The 16,679-nt window shown below is 52.8% G+C and carries 12 protein-coding genes and 1 pseudogene; 4 read left to right on the top strand and 9 right to left on the bottom strand.

Going from position 1 to position 16,679, the window contains the following annotated elements; genetic code table 11:
• Positions 1–14: 14 nt before the first annotated feature.
• Positions 15–362, bottom strand: a complete 348-nt coding sequence (locus C0058_RS03850) for a helix-turn-helix domain-containing protein (RefSeq protein ID WP_102368069.1) — start codon at positions 360–362, stop codon at positions 15–17.
• Positions 363–501: 139 nt separating this feature from the next.
• On the opposite strand from C0058_RS03850, the gene C0058_RS03845 reads away from it, so the two are divergent.
• The 4 genes from C0058_RS03845 to C0058_RS03830 all read left to right on the top strand — a co-directional run bounded on the left by C0058_RS03845 (position 502) and on the right by C0058_RS03830 (position 3,870).
• Positions 502–855 (top strand): hypothetical protein, encoded by a 354-nt coding sequence (locus tag C0058_RS03845; RefSeq protein ID WP_102368068.1) that lies wholly within the window; start codon positions 502–504, stop codon positions 853–855.
• A gap of 259 nt (positions 856–1,114) precedes the next feature.
• Positions 1,115–1,579 (top strand): histidine phosphatase family protein, encoded by a 465-nt coding sequence (locus C0058_RS03840; RefSeq protein ID WP_256579556.1) that lies wholly within the window; start codon positions 1,115–1,117, stop codon positions 1,577–1,579.
• Between the two features lie 196 nt (positions 1,580–1,775).
• A complete protein-coding gene (locus tag C0058_RS03835) occupies positions 1,776–2,471 on the top strand; it encodes a hypothetical protein (RefSeq protein WP_256579555.1) in 696 nt (231 codons plus the stop codon).
• A 236-nt stretch (positions 2,472–2,707) separates the two neighbouring features.
• A protein-coding gene (locus tag C0058_RS03830) for an IS3 family transposase (RefSeq protein ID WP_102368065.1) occupies positions 2,708–3,870 on the top strand; the annotation gives its coding sequence in 2 pieces (ribosomal slippage) (positions 2,708–2,963 and positions 2,963–3,870; 1,164 coding nt in all).
• Between the two features lie 11 nt (positions 3,871–3,881).
• Here the strand turns inward: C0058_RS03830 and C0058_RS32975 are convergent.
• The 8 genes and pseudogenes from C0058_RS32975 to brxC form a co-directional block, all read right to left on the bottom strand.
• Positions 3,882–4,073: pseudogene (locus C0058_RS32975) on the bottom strand (type VI secretion system tip protein VgrG); the annotation flags it as partial.
• A gap of 518 nt (positions 4,074–4,591) precedes the next feature.
• Positions 4,592–6,694, bottom strand: a complete 2,103-nt coding sequence (brxL, locus tag C0058_RS03815; protein ID WP_102368063.1) for a BREX system Lon protease-like protein BrxL — start codon at positions 6,692–6,694, stop codon at positions 4,592–4,594.
• 12 nt (positions 6,695–6,706) lie between these two features.
• Positions 6,707–9,214, bottom strand: a complete 2,508-nt coding sequence (gene pglZ, locus C0058_RS03810; RefSeq protein WP_102368062.1) for a BREX-1 system phosphatase PglZ type A — start codon at positions 9,212–9,214, stop codon at positions 6,707–6,709.
• 2 nt (positions 9,215–9,216) lie between these two features.
• Positions 9,217–9,375 (bottom strand): hypothetical protein, encoded by a 159-nt coding sequence (locus C0058_RS32550; RefSeq protein WP_158660271.1) that lies wholly within the window; start codon positions 9,373–9,375, stop codon positions 9,217–9,219.
• Positions 9,376–9,397: 22 nt separating this feature from the next.
• A complete protein-coding gene (gene pglX / locus C0058_RS03805) occupies positions 9,398–11,122 on the bottom strand; it encodes a BREX-1 system adenine-specific DNA-methyltransferase PglX (RefSeq protein WP_102368061.1) in 1,725 nt (574 codons plus the stop codon).
• Positions 11,115–11,246, bottom strand: a complete 132-nt coding sequence (locus C0058_RS32970; protein WP_256579554.1) for a hypothetical protein — start codon at positions 11,244–11,246, stop codon at positions 11,115–11,117. Before C0058_RS32970 ends, pglX (C0058_RS03805) begins: the two co-directional genes overlap by 8 nt.
• Positions 11,243–13,039 carry a BREX-1 system adenine-specific DNA-methyltransferase PglX gene (gene pglX, locus C0058_RS03800; RefSeq protein ID WP_102368060.1) on the bottom strand — a complete coding sequence of 599 codons (1,797 nt, stop codon included), beginning with the start codon at positions 13,037–13,039 and terminating at the stop codon, positions 11,243–11,245. Before pglX (C0058_RS03800) ends, C0058_RS32970 begins: the two co-directional genes overlap by 4 nt.
• 69 nt (positions 13,040–13,108) lie before the next feature.
• The gene (brxC, locus tag C0058_RS03795) at positions 13,109–16,675 is read right to left on the bottom strand and encodes a BREX system P-loop protein BrxC (RefSeq protein WP_102368059.1); all 3,567 of its coding nucleotides are present in this window, start codon (positions 16,673–16,675) and stop codon (positions 13,109–13,111) included.
• Positions 16,676–16,679: the final 4 nt, after the last annotated feature.

Raw genomic sequence — 16,679 nt, 5'->3', positions numbered from 1 at the left:
CATGATGGAGCCAATCAGCCGCGATCAAGTCTAGTGACAAGACGCTCCACCATATCCAGGACAAAGTCGCGGTCATGCGCCCCAAGTCTGGAGAGTAAACCAGAAAGCCTGCGCGCCTGGTCCTCTGGGCGAGAACTCCCTTCGGTCAGCAAGTCAGCGGTTTCACAACCAAAAACTGCCGCCAACTCAACCAAGCGCTCGATGTTAGGCATGACAATTCCGCGCTCGATAAGGGATACAGCCTCGCTTCCAATTCCAAGCTTTTCCGCAACCTGCTCCTGGTTCAGTTTGCAACGAACGCGCTGGCGGGCAATCGCCTGCCCAACGAGTTCCGCCAGCTGCTTCGATTTGGTTTTTGACATGCCACCCTCCAGTCCAACCTGGATGGTTGACCATCAACCCGTTGACATGAAGGACCTTACAGGACGTAACTCACCCCTAAAGGTTGATATCCAACCCATCTTTTTGACTACCACCTCTTGCAAGGAGCTCAGAAAAACCATGAATGTCATAAAAGGCCTGAACGAATCGCAGATTGAAGACCTCGTGAGAAGCAAAACGTCCTTCGAGATCCATGGCCTCAGAGGTAACTTCATGCCAGGTATCAAACTTGTCGAAACCAAGATTGAAAGCCAGGGGCTGAAGTGTCGAATCAAAAGCGACATGAAAGGCGCTATCGCTCAAGGCGGTATATTGGGCGCTGTAATTGGAGCTGCATCTCTACCTGTTGGCGTCGTCTTAGCCGCTGCGGCTACCGTCGCCAGTACTGGCCACACTCTAGCCACCTACAATCCCGACTACGAAATCATAAAAGACTACGTCAATAAAAAACTGAAAGTCATCTACAAAAAATAGCAATCAACACAGTCAGCCCGCGCTCGCACTCACGCTCAAAAAGTCTATGAATACCGACCGCAACCAATAAGAATTAAAATATTGGACATCCCAAATAGTAAATATCAGTCTACAAAAAATACTACTAAGTACTGGTTTTATAAGCGCAACATTTTTTGCTTACGAGGCTTTTACAAGAAAAACCGTAAAAAATTTAGACTCACATAAAAAACTAATCGACTCTGGACTTTCTGAATACTGGAAAGGTGGGAACGTTATTTTGTTAATAAGGCACGAAGAGCGCTGTGATCGCTCAAACAACCCCTGCTTAGGCCCAGACGAAGGAATCACAGCTCTTGGAAGCGAGAGAGCAGAAGAAACAGGTATTCATTTAAAAGCACTCTTTGATTTTGACGATGCTGTTATTTTCACTAGCCCAATGACTAGAACAGTTCAAACATCCGACTTCATGCTAGGCAAAGCGAGCCTGCTATCCGATAGAGAGGCCATTTGGGGAAACGACATCGTGGATAAGCTACTCGAACACAAAAACTCCGGCAGAAATCTTATAGTGATGACCCACAACACCTGCATGAAAGATATAATAAAATCCAGTGGACACAGGCAATCATGGAGCCCCGAATACGGGAGTCTCCTATTTGCAAAAACAACAAGCAAAAATGAAATACAGATTGTCGGCACGTTAAATGCTGACGACATCCCTAAACACCTATCGCCGATTTAACACCGAAAGTCATTCATAAATAACTTACAAAAGACTCCAATCTCTTCCTTCCTCCCACACTGAGTTTAAGACAGTGAATATAAAATCAGTTGCACTCAAAGCAGCAAGCTGCTTGGCGCTTGCACTTTCATTGAACGCACAAGCCGAAGTTGACTACGGGTACATGTATCCACCCATGCTACCCAATGAACAAAATATGAACGATTTACCTTATGCCATTCCGTGCGCAGAGGCCAAAAACCAGTACGGGGCAAAATTCTACCGTTGCACCTGGTATAGAATTCCAAGAAATATCACTCAATGGAATGCACAGCAACAGCGCAACGTCACCTTCAGCAACCACATCAGCGGTAAATGCGTGCGAGGCACTTGCCGTGCATCCAATGGTTCAGGTATCTATGGCATGTACGGCCAAGACCTCAGTTTTAGTCTCTCCATTTACTATTACATCTATGAAAGTGAGGATGGTTATCCGATTGCCTATCGCATGGATGGTGGACCAAATAAAAAGGGGAAACAAGTTACTTACGCTCAATCCCGGACAATACTTCAGAACTTTTTACTTGATCACGGCATTAGTAATACGAGCTTAAAAGACTCTATTGCTGCCTACTCACTGGATGCGAATGCAACGAGTGGCCTATCAATCGATGATGAACCACAGGTCAAAAAGACACCCATGACAAAACCCACCAAAACAATCGACGTAAAGGAAGCCTGGTGCAACCCGCGCGCAGACGATGAATGCACCATCAACGGTGAGAAAGTGCTCAAGGAGGAGCTTAAGCAATACCTGCCAGCTGTCTACGAACTAGAAGTTCTCAACGCAGGCGGACACTGCGAGTATCCAATTTGCTATGATAAAAATGATCACCCTGTCGGAATCAACTAATATAAAGGCACGGATCTTCCCGTGCCTTTATTTTTTGTTTAAATGAAAAACATTGTGTACAGCTACAACCTTTAGCACCTATAAAACGACTCAACTATTTCAATCCGATTCCGATAATATGCAGCGCTTTTCAGCCTTCAGCTCGGTGTAAGTGTTCTTCTCAATGGTGTAATGTAGTGGTCTAATGAAACCGGACACCCATTTAGGCGAGAATGCTCGCCAGATCGAGGTGTCAAATGACCAAACAACGCCGTTCCTTTTCTGCTGAATTCAAACGCGAGGCTGCCGACCTCGTGCTCAAGCAAAACTACAGCTACATCGAAGCCAGCCGTTCACTCGGCGTCGGCGAGTCGGCACTACGCCGTTGGGTCGACCAGGTTCAACAAGAGAGCAAAGGCGTTACCCCGCAGAGCAAAGCGCTGACCCCGGAACAGCAGAAAATCCAGGAGTTGGAAGCCCGGATCGCCCGCCTGGAACGGGAAAAATCGATATTAAAAAAGGCTACCGCGCTCTTGATGTCGGAAGATCACGAGCGTACGCGCTGATCAATCAGTTGAGCGTCTATGAGCCGGTTGACTGGCTGTGCAAGGTGTTTGAAGTCACCCGTTCGTGCTACTACGCCCAGCGCCTTAGGCGCCGCACGCCTGATGTCGAACGGCTTCGGTTGCGCAGTCGGGTGAGCGAGTTATTCACGCAAAGTCGTAGTGCTGCGGGCAGCCGCAGCATCCTGTCGCTGATGCGTGACGACGGTGAGCAGCTAGGTCGATTCAAAGTGCGCAGCTTGATGCGCGAGCTTGATCTAGTCAGCAAACAACCCGGATCACATGCCTACAAAAGAGCGACGGTAGAACGACTCGATATCCCGAATACCTTGAACCGCGAGTTCAATGTTCCGGCACCCAACCAGGTGTGGTGCGGCGACATCACCTACATTTGGGCCCAGGGGAAATGGCACTATCTGGCGGTCGTGCTGGATCTTTGCGCGCGCCGGGTAGTGGGCTGGGCGTTGTCGGAAAAGCCGGACGCCGATCTGGTTATCAAGGCGCTGGATATGGCTTACGAACAACGAGGAAGGCCTCAGGGCCTGCTGTTTCACTCGGATCAAGGGTCGCAATATGCGAGTCGTTTATTTCGCCAGCGGCTGTGGCGCTATCGAATGCGCCAGAGCATGAGTCGCCGGGGAAATTGCTGGGACAATGCGCCAATGGAGCGCGTGTTCCGCAGTTTGAAAACGGAATGGGTACCGACCACGGGTTACAGAACGGCTCAAGAAGCCCAGCGCGATATCAGCCAATTCTTGATGGATCGGTACAACTGGATTCGACCCCATCAATTCAACGGTGGGCTGGCGCCAGCTCGGGCCGAAGAAAAACTTAACGTCGTGTCCGGGATTAGTTGACCACTACAGTAATGCCGCTCGTTGCCGACGCGGATTATTTGGTAGTGTTCGATGTTTTCGTCCCAGTCGCGCTGGGCATACAGAAAGACTTGTACCGTACCTTTCTTATCTTCGATACGCAGTTCGTTAAACCCACCGCCACCGTGCGAACTGAAAGTTTTGAACACGGTGCGGGTTTTGATCGCCGGTAGCGGGAATCCAACAATTGAACTGCCGCATGTGCCGCCGGCCTTATGGTCATGAGCGCGTCACGTGTAGTCAGGACGCCAGCGCATTCAGAAAGGTGTGTCCGCCTGACGCTTACCCTTATTTCAAGAATCGTGCAACTCGATCTAACTAGCTAATCTTCTTCAGGGGCATTTCTACGGTATCCGCTGATATTGGCTTTCGCACATTTTCCTCAACCTCGGCCGACGTAGCACACATCGACGCCTTACGCCATGCCTGGGCGGCCTCCGATGAGTATATGTAGTCGAGTTCTGGAACAAAATCAGCTCCGCTCGCGGAACGTAGGGTGAATGCGTAGTGTTTCTTGGAGCTGTCGTAGAATCCGGCGGCACCACTAACATCGCTCTCAATACACGCCTCGTTTTTTTGCCATGTCTGGTTTATGTGTCGCTTAGTAGCGAACGCCCTTAGGCGGTTGATATTAGCCTTTTTATCCTTATGCCTGGCACCAAGCAGCAACCAGACCGCAAATTACTTGGTCAACATAAACAACTTACGAATCAGCAGCCGGCTCAAGCCTGACAAAGGTCACGCTGAACTCTTTGCACTGCCTATGCTGCTGCAAGCGATTAGCAAAGCTGAAGGCATCATTCAGTTCAAAGCGCTGGAACACGTCCAAGCCACGACCAAGCACAATTTTCCAACCCGAATCAGTGGTGATGTCACGGTCATGCTTGGTGCCAGAGGTGTCGTAAGCCCAGGTAAAGTGAATTCCAACACCTATGCAAGCATCTGCAATTTTTTGCAGGCTTTCGGTCTGACGATCACCATTGGAATCATCCTCAACGGTCACCACATGAACAACCACCTCATCTTCTGGGCCTTGCAGCTTGCTGATGCTCTCCATCAGTTCCATCAAGTTGCGCAACTGATGGAACATACGAAGATAGGGGTCTGTGATGATGATGCGCTTGGCACCTGCCAGATAGGGACTGAACAACTTGTCAAAACTCAGTCCTCGCTGATTTTCGTGGAAGACCAAATGCTGCTCCCTCAGCACTGGTTCCATTGGCGCAGGATTGAATGCGCGCGAAGTTGGCCCTTGCATGGCTGGCGCTGCCTCGATAAGCGCCAAAGGGTCAGTGCCAACTTGGGGTAAGTCTGCAGTAGAAACTGCAGTCGCTCCCCTTCGATGGTATTGATTGGGATACTCATCCTCTTCCAGAGTGCTCACCAGCCGTTCCTGAGCATCAGCCCCCTTGTAGGCAAAACGAACGGCCGGATAGGTAGCGTCAATGCGTAGCAACTGATCCTTCACCCGCTTGCGCCCTTCAATTGCAGTGCGCAATACATCTTCCACTTCAGCGTCTGTCGCCTCGCCATGCGGGTACAGGATCTTCATCAAACCAGAAAAGGTCTTGTTGATGCCATCCCGGTCGCGGGTGGAAATCTGGTCGGACAGGGTGAATTGGCCTTTATAGCGATTTGAGTAATCATGACTACGAAGCGAGCGCAGGATCTCGGCCAGGTAGTCCACCACGAAGCCGTAACCACTGGAGAACATCTCGCCACGGATGACATCCACTTCCCAACCGGGGATGTAGCTGTGAATGCGATCGAGAAAGGCTGAATCGTGGAACTTTTCCGGCAGCGGGTCGAATAGGTCCGTGTGCTTAAGCATGTACGGCACGGTATGATCGGTATTACCCACAAACACCATGCTGGCCTCTGCTCCCAAGGTTTCCACTCCCCGTGAGAACGACTTGTTGGCCATGTAGTTCTTCATGATATCCACCAGCGCCTTGTCCACTCGCTTTTGCTTGCCGGCAAACTCATCGAAAGCCACTACATCCCAGTAACCCACCAGGCCGAGCTTACCTGTGCCGTTATGGACGAACAGCTTTGGCACCGTCACCTCACCACCGGAGATCAGAATGCCGTGGGGCGAGAACTCTGAATAAACGTGCGACTTACCGGTACCTTTCGGCCCCAGTTCGATCAGGTTGTAATTGCGCTCGCAGAACGGGATCAAGCGAATAAGTTGCGCGAGCTTATTGCGCTTACCGAACATCTGCGGATTGAACCCGACGCTCTGGATCAGCAGGTCGATCCACTCATCTGTTGTGAACTGCTTGCGCGCTTCCAGGTAGCCATCGAAATCAAAGCGGGAGATTTGAATCGGCTTAAGCGAAGCCAATATCCACGGCGAAGCTGTCTTGTCTTCGGTGTACTCATACTCCACGTCCGCGATACACCAAACACCGCCTACGAGCAGTTTCTGGTGAGCCTTGACGGTGCTGGAGTCGATCAGCACCTTCTTGATGCCCAAGTTGGCGAACTCGGCCTCGTACACGTCATCCTTGTCATTCAATGAGACACTAATGCGGTCGATGACCTTGTGTCTGCCCTTTTCCTTGATGGTCGAACGCACCAGCCCCGCCTCGTTGCGGTGGACATAGTGCTTGCGCAGGATCTCCTTGACCGTCTCGATACCGGTCTGAATCGTCGCCTCGTCATTGGTCGCGCAGTACTGGCCGAGCAAGTACTCCAGCACATACGAAGGCACAATAGCGTTGCCCTTCACCGCCTTGACCAGGTCCTTGCGCACCACCAGGCCGGCAAAGTGCTGGTTGATCTTGTCGTCGAGCTGACTCATTAGAGCTCCTGCTTAAAAATCAAACTCGCTGCTGAACGAGCGGCGAATGGAGTAACGCGCGGCTTTGTACCGTGTGAAGTGTGAAGTGCCTTCCACGGTCTCTTCAAGGAGCAGCTCCACCTGCTGATTGTTCGCTTCATCTGCCTTGCGGCTGAGAATGAAGCGCACGGGCAACTCCCGTTCACGCGGGTTAGCAGAGCTGAAGTCGAACAACAGCTCATGCTGATCGGATACTAGCTCACCATCCAGCGTGAACAGACCTGCTCGCAGACGGCGCGACTGCAGTTTCTCGGTCACTGCCTCGATTTGATAGAGCACCACGGCCAACTGCCCGGTGGTGATGGTCTTCCCACCGCCACCGATGAACTCCACATCCACCCGGCCCACATCGCTCTGGCGCTTCTTGTTAATTCGGATGACCGGGATCACAACCTCTTGCAGCGTAGCACCACCGTGTACAAAACGGCTGCCGGAGCCTTTCAGGCGTAGACGGTTAATGGACTTAGGAATCTGCACCATAAGCGTACCCGTCAGCCCTATCTGCCCCGGGCTGAACGTTTTGAAGCTGGCTCCCTCGCGCAAGCTACGACCCAGTAAAAAACGCCGATCGCGATAGAGGACCTCACCGCCCTCCGGCTCACTACTGAGAAAATCACTCTCCTGCAGCGGATGATTCTGATAGATGAAGCCATGATCGGCAGTGATCAGCAGGTTACTGGCATTGGCGTTGGTCAGCTTCTTCACCAGACGGATCAGCTCACTGAGCGTTTCTTCGGCCGCCGCAAAGACCCGTTCCTCGGTATCACGAGTGTCGCCGGTCTTGTCGATCAGGTTGTGATAGACGTAAACCACCTCGTTGTCGCGCAGCAAGGCACGAGAATCAGCCTGGTTCATCGCCAGTAGATCCTTGGCTCGTACCACCTGAGATGCTGGCACCCTGGTCGCCAGTATCTTGCCCCGGTTGACCGAGCCTTGAGCGCTCTGACCATCCACTATGACATCACCACTGTCATTGTCGGCCAGTTGCAGACTGCTGTTGGGTAGCAGCGCCGCCATTCCTAGCTGGGTGTAACTTGGCAGCATCGACAGCATCGGATCCAGCTCGGCATCGAAGCGATCTTCCTGACGAATCAGACTTTGCAGTTCCTCGCCTACTTCATAGCGGAACGCATCGGAAATTAGCACACACACCTTAGTTCTGCGCTCCACAAAGGGCTGTACATAGCGGCTGAAGAAATTGCGCTGTAGCACTACGGGCGCGGCCTCCCACTGCTGCGCCGCATCCACATGCTGCTGCCAGCGGTCGTTAAGGCGGCCCAGGTAGTTGTTGACGTACAGATTCTCGACCTGCATAGCCAACTCACCCAGCAGCGAAGCCTGACCGGACTCACGCAGGTGATAGACGAACTTGCGGTAACGCTGATCCAGCCTGAACCACTGACTGGCGTACTTTTGTACGCCATCAGTCAGCGATTCCATTTGCAGCTGCGTTATGTCCAGCATTTGGATGAACTGCGCTGCGTGCTCCAGCGCCAGGTATACATCCTTGAAGCGCTCAAACCAGTGGCTTTGACGGCGCTGGCGTACCCACTGCTCCACCTCCTGAGCGGTCACCGTACGGGCCACTACGGCACGTACCAGCTCACTAAGGATCTTGCGGTCGATCAGCTCGAAATAATCCAGTTCCAGCAGGCTACGCCAGTCAAGAGTTTGTAGCTTATCGTCGATCTGCAGCACCGCCGCGCATTGCTCAGACAGTGTCTCGAAACTCTGCTCATGCGAACGACTGTCCTTCCAGCGCTTGAGGAACACCAGCGCCTCTGCGGACAGTCGCGCCTTGTAAGCCGGATCGATCCCAAGCATGAAACAAGCCTTAAACAGCTCGATAACGAAATCGTGCAACCCTGGTTGCTCGGAGCTATAGCCATAGGCGCGCTTCACCTGCTCCCACAGATAGGCATTCAAGCCGCTGCTTTCGATTAACTTGATCCGCACATCTTTGCCAGCGGCCAGATCACCCAGCAGGCTTTCCAGAATTACATCCGGGCGCGGCTCGTTGCCAGCACACACGGCGAGCATCTTGCGTTGCAGCAGGTTCTGCGAATCACCCGGCTCAAGTAACTTACTCAGGGCCTCACGGCGCTTGGCGGATTCAAAAAACGCCACGTGGGCTTCCAACAGCGGATAGCAGTCCGGCCCCAACTCCAGCTCAGCCAGCCACAAGGCAACCTGATCAGTACGGAAGCAATTGCCACTGGCGAGCTGCACATCCAACAACCAATTCTGCAAATGCGGAGGTTCGGCACCTTCACGGTAGAGCAGAAACTTCTGTTCCGGCTGCTCGCGCAGTAGGCGGTACTTCACGCCAAACTCATTGTTAGCCAGCTCGATTTTCTCGACATCCGGCAGCTGCAGCGTCTCGAAATCAGCGCGAAACTCCTGGCGTGTGTCATACCAGAACACTATGCGCTGCTTGTCGAACAGGTTGCTCAGAGCCTGAGTGATTTTGGGGTTACTCATGTTCATGCATTCCACATCCGAGCCTGCAGCGTTTCGACAAATCGCCTGGCCCAAGGTGAACCATTAGGCCCGATGATGACATTCAACGGCCCCAGCGGAATGACGGCAGATGACGCGCCGAAGCTCAAAAAATTGTTCAGCTGGATGGACTGAATCAGCATTGTGTCTGCTCCTTATTCGCCCTCATTCATCCCCCTTGGCATCTAGCCCGACGATCTTCTTCAATGCTGGGCCGAGCTTGAGGTAGTTCACTTTGACGCCGTCATCCAAGTCCAGCGCCACCTGCTCAGTAGCCAGCGGATAGAGGGTGTCGCGCTCGTAGTCGTCCAACTCTAGCAGCTGCTTCTTAAGCGTTTCGATTTCCTTCAGGGCACGGGTCTTTTCACCTTGGCTGACGCTGGTGCTGATGCCTACCTGTTGCAGATAGTCCAGGCGAGAAGCCAGTTTTTTGCGGAAGTCGCGCAGGTATTGCAGCACCACACTCACAGTATCTTGGCGGTAGCGGTGCAGGTAGATCAGTGCGCTGAAGGTGCCCTTTGGGCTGGCGAACAGCCAGTAGATCGGCCGCTTCTTGTAGCGTTTCACATGGTCGATGTAGAAGTCCTTGACAAAGTACTTGCGCACATCCTTGCCAAGCGATTGCTCGATAAAGGCTAGATTTTCTTCGTAATGCTCTTCACTAAAGGTCATGCGCAAGAAAGTGCGGAAACGCTCGGTTACATCGTCGGCAAACCACTCACCATCCAACAGCGGGATGACATTGTCCTCATCCGGCATAAAACTCGGCTCGGGGATCTGGCGCAGATACTCAGCCACCGTGTCGCCTTGATTAGCCAATACCAGCCCCGGCTTATCCAGACTGTAGCGACCAAACATGCAGCCCACGGCGTAGCTGAGAAACTCGGCCATGGTGTCCGCCTGCAGAAGCGATTCAAGCTCGGCCTCGGTCTTTTCACCGCCATAGCGGTAATACGGATTACAGGTAAGGGTGATTTCCTTCAGTGGTACTTTGGGTGTCAACTCGTCCTGCAGGTCATAGGCGTCGATGAAGATGCAGTTGTTCGCTTCTTCGAGGCGCTGCATTTCCCGCGTACTTTCACTCCAATGGATCCGGAGTTGCTGATAGGTGGCTATTATCTTGGGCTGGCGATTATCTGGGTGAAGCATCTGCAGGCCGGTAAAATCCCATGAAGTCTCGTATGAGTTCCAGTCTGCTTTACCAATATCAACAAGCTCACCTACCCCTGCATTCTGACAATTCAAGTAAGGCGTGTCATTTACTTGCCCTGGCAAAAGATTAAGCGTTGGATTGATACTTTCAAGCACCAGCTTTCTAAGTGGCGAATTCAGATATGCAAGCAGATTTCTGTTAACGTCATCGTCGAACCCAACCACAAAGCAGCTTGCATCATTATGAATAAAACCTTCACCAAGATATCTAAACGAAATGGATCCTGACGTTATTCGCGACCACGTCACGCAAGGTTTGAAATAGCATGACTCATTTCTTATAACCGCACTCGGAGTATTTGCTTTTACTGCAGCCCCATTATTTTTCCAAACTATGACCTCTAACCCATTGCCATACCACTTCCGATAGTCTCCACCCTTATTGCATGGGTACCATGTTGAAGAACGATCTCCTTTAGCCCCTAGAAAATTCACACCTAGAAAGCCAACCTCAAACCAATAGCGAATATATTTGTCATTATTTCCTGTTTGAAGCCCCACACCTACCCTTCCGTAGTCGGAAATTTTGGGGCTATCGAATAGCTTTAGCTGTGCTTCAGAGGCCCAATACGCAATCGGACTCCCCTGAATCTTCTTAAAATCCGCCGCCGAAGCCCGAAAGAAATACTGCTCCATACCCACCCCAGCTTCGGCCGCTTGCTCGCGCTCGTCACTCATCGGTTTCACTCTCTAATACTGTGTCCGCACCTTCGCAGGGCTTGAACTTACTGGCCTCGACTGCAGCTTCAAAACAAACAGGGCGGTGGTCATCTCTAACTTTCAGCGTGCTGGTCGCCATCATTGAATGGCCTCCTTGAGCATTGCGGCCTTCTTGGCTTCGGAAGTGCCATCCACTAGGCGCAGATAGGCCCCCCTGTATTCCGGTTTGTGTTGGTTCTCCAGCACAAAAGCCGTCGTTGAGACCACTTCGCCACCGATACTGTCGAAGGCCCGTGCGCCCAGATGTGCCATGGACAAAATGGTGTTCTGGTTCAGGATACGGGCGCGCAGCGACTCGAATGAGGACAGGAACATCCAGCTTTGCATGGTGATCATGGCCACCGCTCCTGCAGGCACAGCCAGATCGAGATTACGCTCGATAAACATGGCAAACAGATCGGACTTGCTGCTGGGGTAGCTTTCCTTGGCCCATGCAGCCAATCGCGCATTCATGCCCTTGCCGCCCATATAGGGTGGATTGGCGACAACCACTTGGTATTTTTGGCTCAGATAGTCTGCCTGCAGCAGCACCCTCAACACTTTTTCGTGTGTGCTTTTAAGGAACAGGTTGCCTGCCATGTCCTTAGCCTCCAGCACGGACAATACATTTTGTACGCTGGTGAGCTTGGGGCGGATCAGCGATCCAAAGTTATCGGCCTCCTCAAACTGTTTGAGAGTTTCGCGCAGGTCGAGAGTGAACAGGTCACGCCCCACAGCAGTGATGTATTCATCCAACTCACCGTGGCTAAACTCCACCTTTTCCAGCACGCAGATGTTTGGCTTGATAGCCTTGTTGAAAAAGCGCCGCTGCTTGGCGCGCGCTTTCATGGTCAACGCAAAAGCTGCCAGCTCCCCTGCTCGTTCGTCCAGCTCGATGCCATAGAGGTTATGGGTAAGGATCTTCTCCGAGATTTCGCTGGGGTCGGTACCCACTTCTTCGTAGATGGCATACAGCAAGTCGAAGGCGTAGGTAAGCATGTGACCAGAACCGCAGGCTGGATCGCACACTTTAATGTCTTCGGGGCGAGCAAGCTTAAGGAAGTCGGTTTCTGGCGCATCAGGTTTGATGTAGTAGTCCATCTGCCCGGCCAATGATGAGCTGGGGTGGTTGAGCAACCACAGGCGGCCCAGGGAGTTCTCGACCAGATAACGCACAATAAAGTGCGGGGTAAATAGCTGGGTGGCGGCAGGAATATCTTTCGCTTTGATCTTCTGGTTTTTCTTCAGCCCTTCAAACACCGCGTCCTTTTTCTCCGAGATGTAGAACTGGTACAGCCAGCCGATGACTTCTACGTCCTGACAAGCATCAGGCGTCATCGCTTCACGGGTGTAGGCCAAAACGGAGTTTCCCGAAAGCAAGTCATCGGGCATCAACAACTCGGTGTAGTCAGCAATGCGCTCGAACAGATACGGCATTGCACTGTGGAAGGCGTTGCACTCGGCCACCACCAGCAGGCGATAGGCTTCCTGCTGCGGATCACGGCTGGGTGCGGTGCCACTGAGCAGAGCCTGAATCTGCTGGCGGATTTGCTTCGGCACGCGCTCTTCATCGATATGACCGGCTTTGGCTTCAGCGAGGATTTCTGGCTGAAACTGGCCTTCTTCCGCAGGGGAAACCACGCGAATGCGGGTGTAGCCGTTGACGTCCATAAAGCGCAGGGCGCAGATGCGGTTGAACCAGGTGTAGGCGACCTTATCGATCAGCTGTTCGCGGCCGCTAGCGGCAATCTGCTTTTCCAGCTGAGCCACGGCTTGCAGATTCTCACGGCGGGCAGCGCTACTGGTATCTAACACCAGGGCGAGCTTGGCACCCACTTGCTCCAAGAGCAGGCGACGTGCCTGCTGGGCAAATTTCTTGAGTTTGCTGGTTTCCATCATTCTTCTCTTTATCGGCTCTTGAGCATTTGCATACTGTCATGCAAATGCTCAAGGCACTGGTCCTTGTCAGATCTGTACGCGGTTGCCGGCCAAAATTTCTTTCAACCAAGCTTCGCGTTGCTGTCGCAGGTAATCATCCAGATCAGCTTCGCTGGTCAGCCAAGGCTTGCTGTAACCCACTTTGATGGTGCGCGCGGGCACTACGCGCTGCTCAGGGATCACGACCGGCGCTGGGGGAGGCGCACCATCGCCGGGGCTTCCGGGAATGGGACTCTCAACGGATGTACCTGAGCCTGGCTGCGGTTTGGGTTGTTCGACAGGCTTGGGGCGAGCGAGCAGCTCAAGTTGCAGCAACAGGTGCGGATAGAGAACGTCTTCAAAATGTCGCAATTGATCGCGAATCATGGCTATGCGCTTTTGCCCTTGCAGTGCCTGGCGAGCGTCGACAAAGGGCTGAACCAGCGGCGCTTGCTGTGCAGTGCTGAGTTTGGCGTATTCGTCGGTACCCTGCAGGCTCTGCTCCCGTTCAGTCAGTCGCTGTGCCGCTGAGTCTTTCTCGCAGGCCACTTGATGGGCAATGGCTTGCGCAAGGCTATCGAGCTGCGGTTTAGCCAGTTGTAAGCGGTTGCCTTGCCAAGGTTTGCTGTCTACGAGCAGCGCCTTGATGGCCTCGACTTCGTTAGCGGATACGTAAGCGAAGTTGTCTTCTTGCGCCTGCACCAGTTGGCGAGCCTGATCGTAGATGGCTTTTTGCGGGCTGCTCATAAAGCGACGCAGAGGTTCAATAATCTGTTCTTTAGCGTCGAGCAAGGCATCCGAGGCGCGGGATAGGTCGGTAAGGAACCAGCTGACGTTTTTTCCTGCGACTTCCTTAAGGGTGGCCATCACGCCATCCAACACCCCAAGAAACCCGTACTGGGCTTTTTGCCCGTGCAGATCGGCCAGTTCGATCTCTAGCTCCTTGATTGCGTCGATGGTTTCACGCGCCAGGGCACGGGCTTCGTTACTGCTGGCTGGACGGTCGAAAAAGTCTGCACAGAACTCTTTGAGATGACGAACTTGGGAGGCGCTGAACTCGATTTGAGGCTCAAGCACTAGGGTTGTATGGGCGTTGGTGTTACGCAAACTGCGTTCTAGGCTATCGCCTTCCAACAGATTGCTGTCTTGCCGCACTTCTACCTTGCCACGCGCACAGACCAATGCGAGGTTGCAGAGAATAGCCGCGTAGTACCAGCCGTAGTTCTTGCGCTCAAAGCGCTCCAGCAGCGTTTTTACCGTGGTGCGCACACCACTTCGAGCGTTGCTCTGGATATAAGCCAGCAGCTCCTGCTCCGGCTCAGTCAGGCTGGTTGCGTCGTTGCCGAGCAAGCCATCTTGGGCCTGACGCAGATATTTGCCGATGTCGTTCTCATTGAACGGCACATCGCGCAACATACGTAAGTTCGGGTAGGTGGTTTCGATCAGTTGGTAGACACCCTTGAGGATGCGTGTCTGGCCGTCGTTGCTAGTGGCCTCGACGTCGGCCGCATTGATGATCAAGTGCGCTTTGCCAAGCAATTCTTTGGCACGATCCTGCAGATCGGCCAGCCGCTCAGTATTTTGAAACCCCTTAGCATCAATGATGCGTTTGATCGCTTCCTGCTGGGTGCTGCTGTTGTGGCGGATGTACTTCTCAGTGCGCTTGTGCAGGGTGAGATCCTGCATAAAGCGGGCATCGGCCGGCAGCACCACGCGCAACTCGTCGCGCCCCATGCTCTGCATGCGCTGTACGGTGGGGTTGTCAAAGTTGTCGCTCAACGGGGTGACTATGTGAATGGCCAACTCAGACTCACGACTGAGCGAACGATCGTCCATCTTACGCGTGTAGGCGAAGTCCTGACCGTTTTCATAGCGAATTTTACGCTGTTTAATCACCCCATCGAACAGCAGCGTCTCCAGCTCTTTGATGACATCGGTGGACTCGATCTCGGTATTCTTGATCTCTTCCTCGACATCCTTCTCTTCGTCAGTCAGGTACTCGTAAAGCTCACCATTACGCTGAATGTAGGTCTGCTGCTCAAGCAGGTCGAGCGCGCCCTCAAGCTTTTTGCGCTGAGCTGGAGCGTCTTCAGCAAAACGCTCCAGCATCAATACATTGAGATTGCGCAGAGAGGCTTTGAACTCCTTGACGTACTTGACCAGAAACAGGGCCTTGAGCACGCGCACCGCGTAAGGGTCACCCAGATGCCGCTCGGCGTTATTGATGGCGCTTTGAATGGCGCTTTTCAGTGCGCCTCGAATACCTTCGAACATACGATCGAAGGTAGCCAGCTGCCCGACTGGCTCGTTGTCGATAGCCATGGCGACTTCGCGGAATACACCAAGCATGGAGCGCTCACCCACCGAGTTGGCCTTGCCCTCAAAACCGTTGTGCATGGAGATGCCACGAATAGCCGATTGGAACAGCGGGAACTGGTAAGGCACGAAGGGGTAACAGTAGGTGAAGTGCGCGATATCACGGAAATTCGTGTAGTGCTGCGCACCATCGGTAAAATCGAACAGGGTTTTGAAGTTATTGAACTGCTGCTCGTAAACGGTTTTTAGCAGGTCAGCACCCGTATCGTTCTTGGTTAGCAGACGCTTCTGGATCACCTCTGCGACATCGGCGCTGGTGAGTTTTAGGCGGTTGGCAAAGCGAGCTTGAATTCTGGTGAAGTCGTTGCTTTGTTGCTTGCTCATATCGCCCATCACGGAGTCCATATCCTCCTGTGCAGTGACTATGATCCACGCTCGCCCCTCGCACTTGGTGGCCAGACTTTCCGCCACTGTTTGTAGATTGGTCATGAGTTTGGAGTTTTCTGCAACGTATTGGCCAACCTCATCTACAAAGAAGTTCAGGCGGAAGTTGGACGGCTGTTTGTCCAACCACTCCCTGACCTGGTTGCCGAAGTCTTCAATAGAAACACTGTGCTGGGCGCGGTATTTATCGAGGATGCCCTTGGCCAAAGAGAGGTCTTCACCTGTTATCTGGGCGTAGGCCTTAGCGATGTTGCCTGACTCCAGTAACGCCTGTTCGCGGCCACGCTCCCAGGGCTTATTGGCAATGCTCTGGTAGGCCGCCTTAAACGGCAGCAACAGTTCGCGGCTGTCCAGATCTCGCTCAAACTGGGCAATGTAGCCATGCTTGCCGTAATAACCGCACATCTCATTGAAGACTTTGACGAACACCGAGAGCAAAGCGTCGACCTGAGTCTTGCTGATGATGTCGGCCTTCTGGTCGATGTTGAACAGAATACTTTTCGACGGAATGGCGACAGCTTTCTTGAGCTGAGCGCGCAGCAGCTCATCGTCAGTCTTAATCTTGGGCAGAAAAATATCCAGCGCTGTACTGCCGTCGACCTGGCGATTTTCTATCAATAGGGCGAGCATTTTCAGCAGATGCGACTTACCCGAACCAAAGAAGCCAGACACCCAGACGCCGTTAGCGTGGTGGTAGTCGGTATAGGCATCAAGAAAATGTTCTAACCGCTTGGCGACCTCGTCAGTAAGGACGTACTCACTCAGCTCGTTATAAAGGCTAGTCTCGTCATCGGCTTTGATCACGCCCTCAATCGGACGGCTGACCGGGTTCTCGAAAATTCCATGGAGCTTCATCGAC

It is taken from the genome of Pseudomonas sp. NC02 (genome assembly GCF_002874965.1).
In the GTDB taxonomy this organism is placed as follows: Bacteria; Pseudomonadota; Gammaproteobacteria; order Pseudomonadales; family Pseudomonadaceae; genus Aquipseudomonas.
Note: the sequence above shows the minus strand (reverse complement) of the source record. Positions and strands in the feature narration are given on the sequence as shown.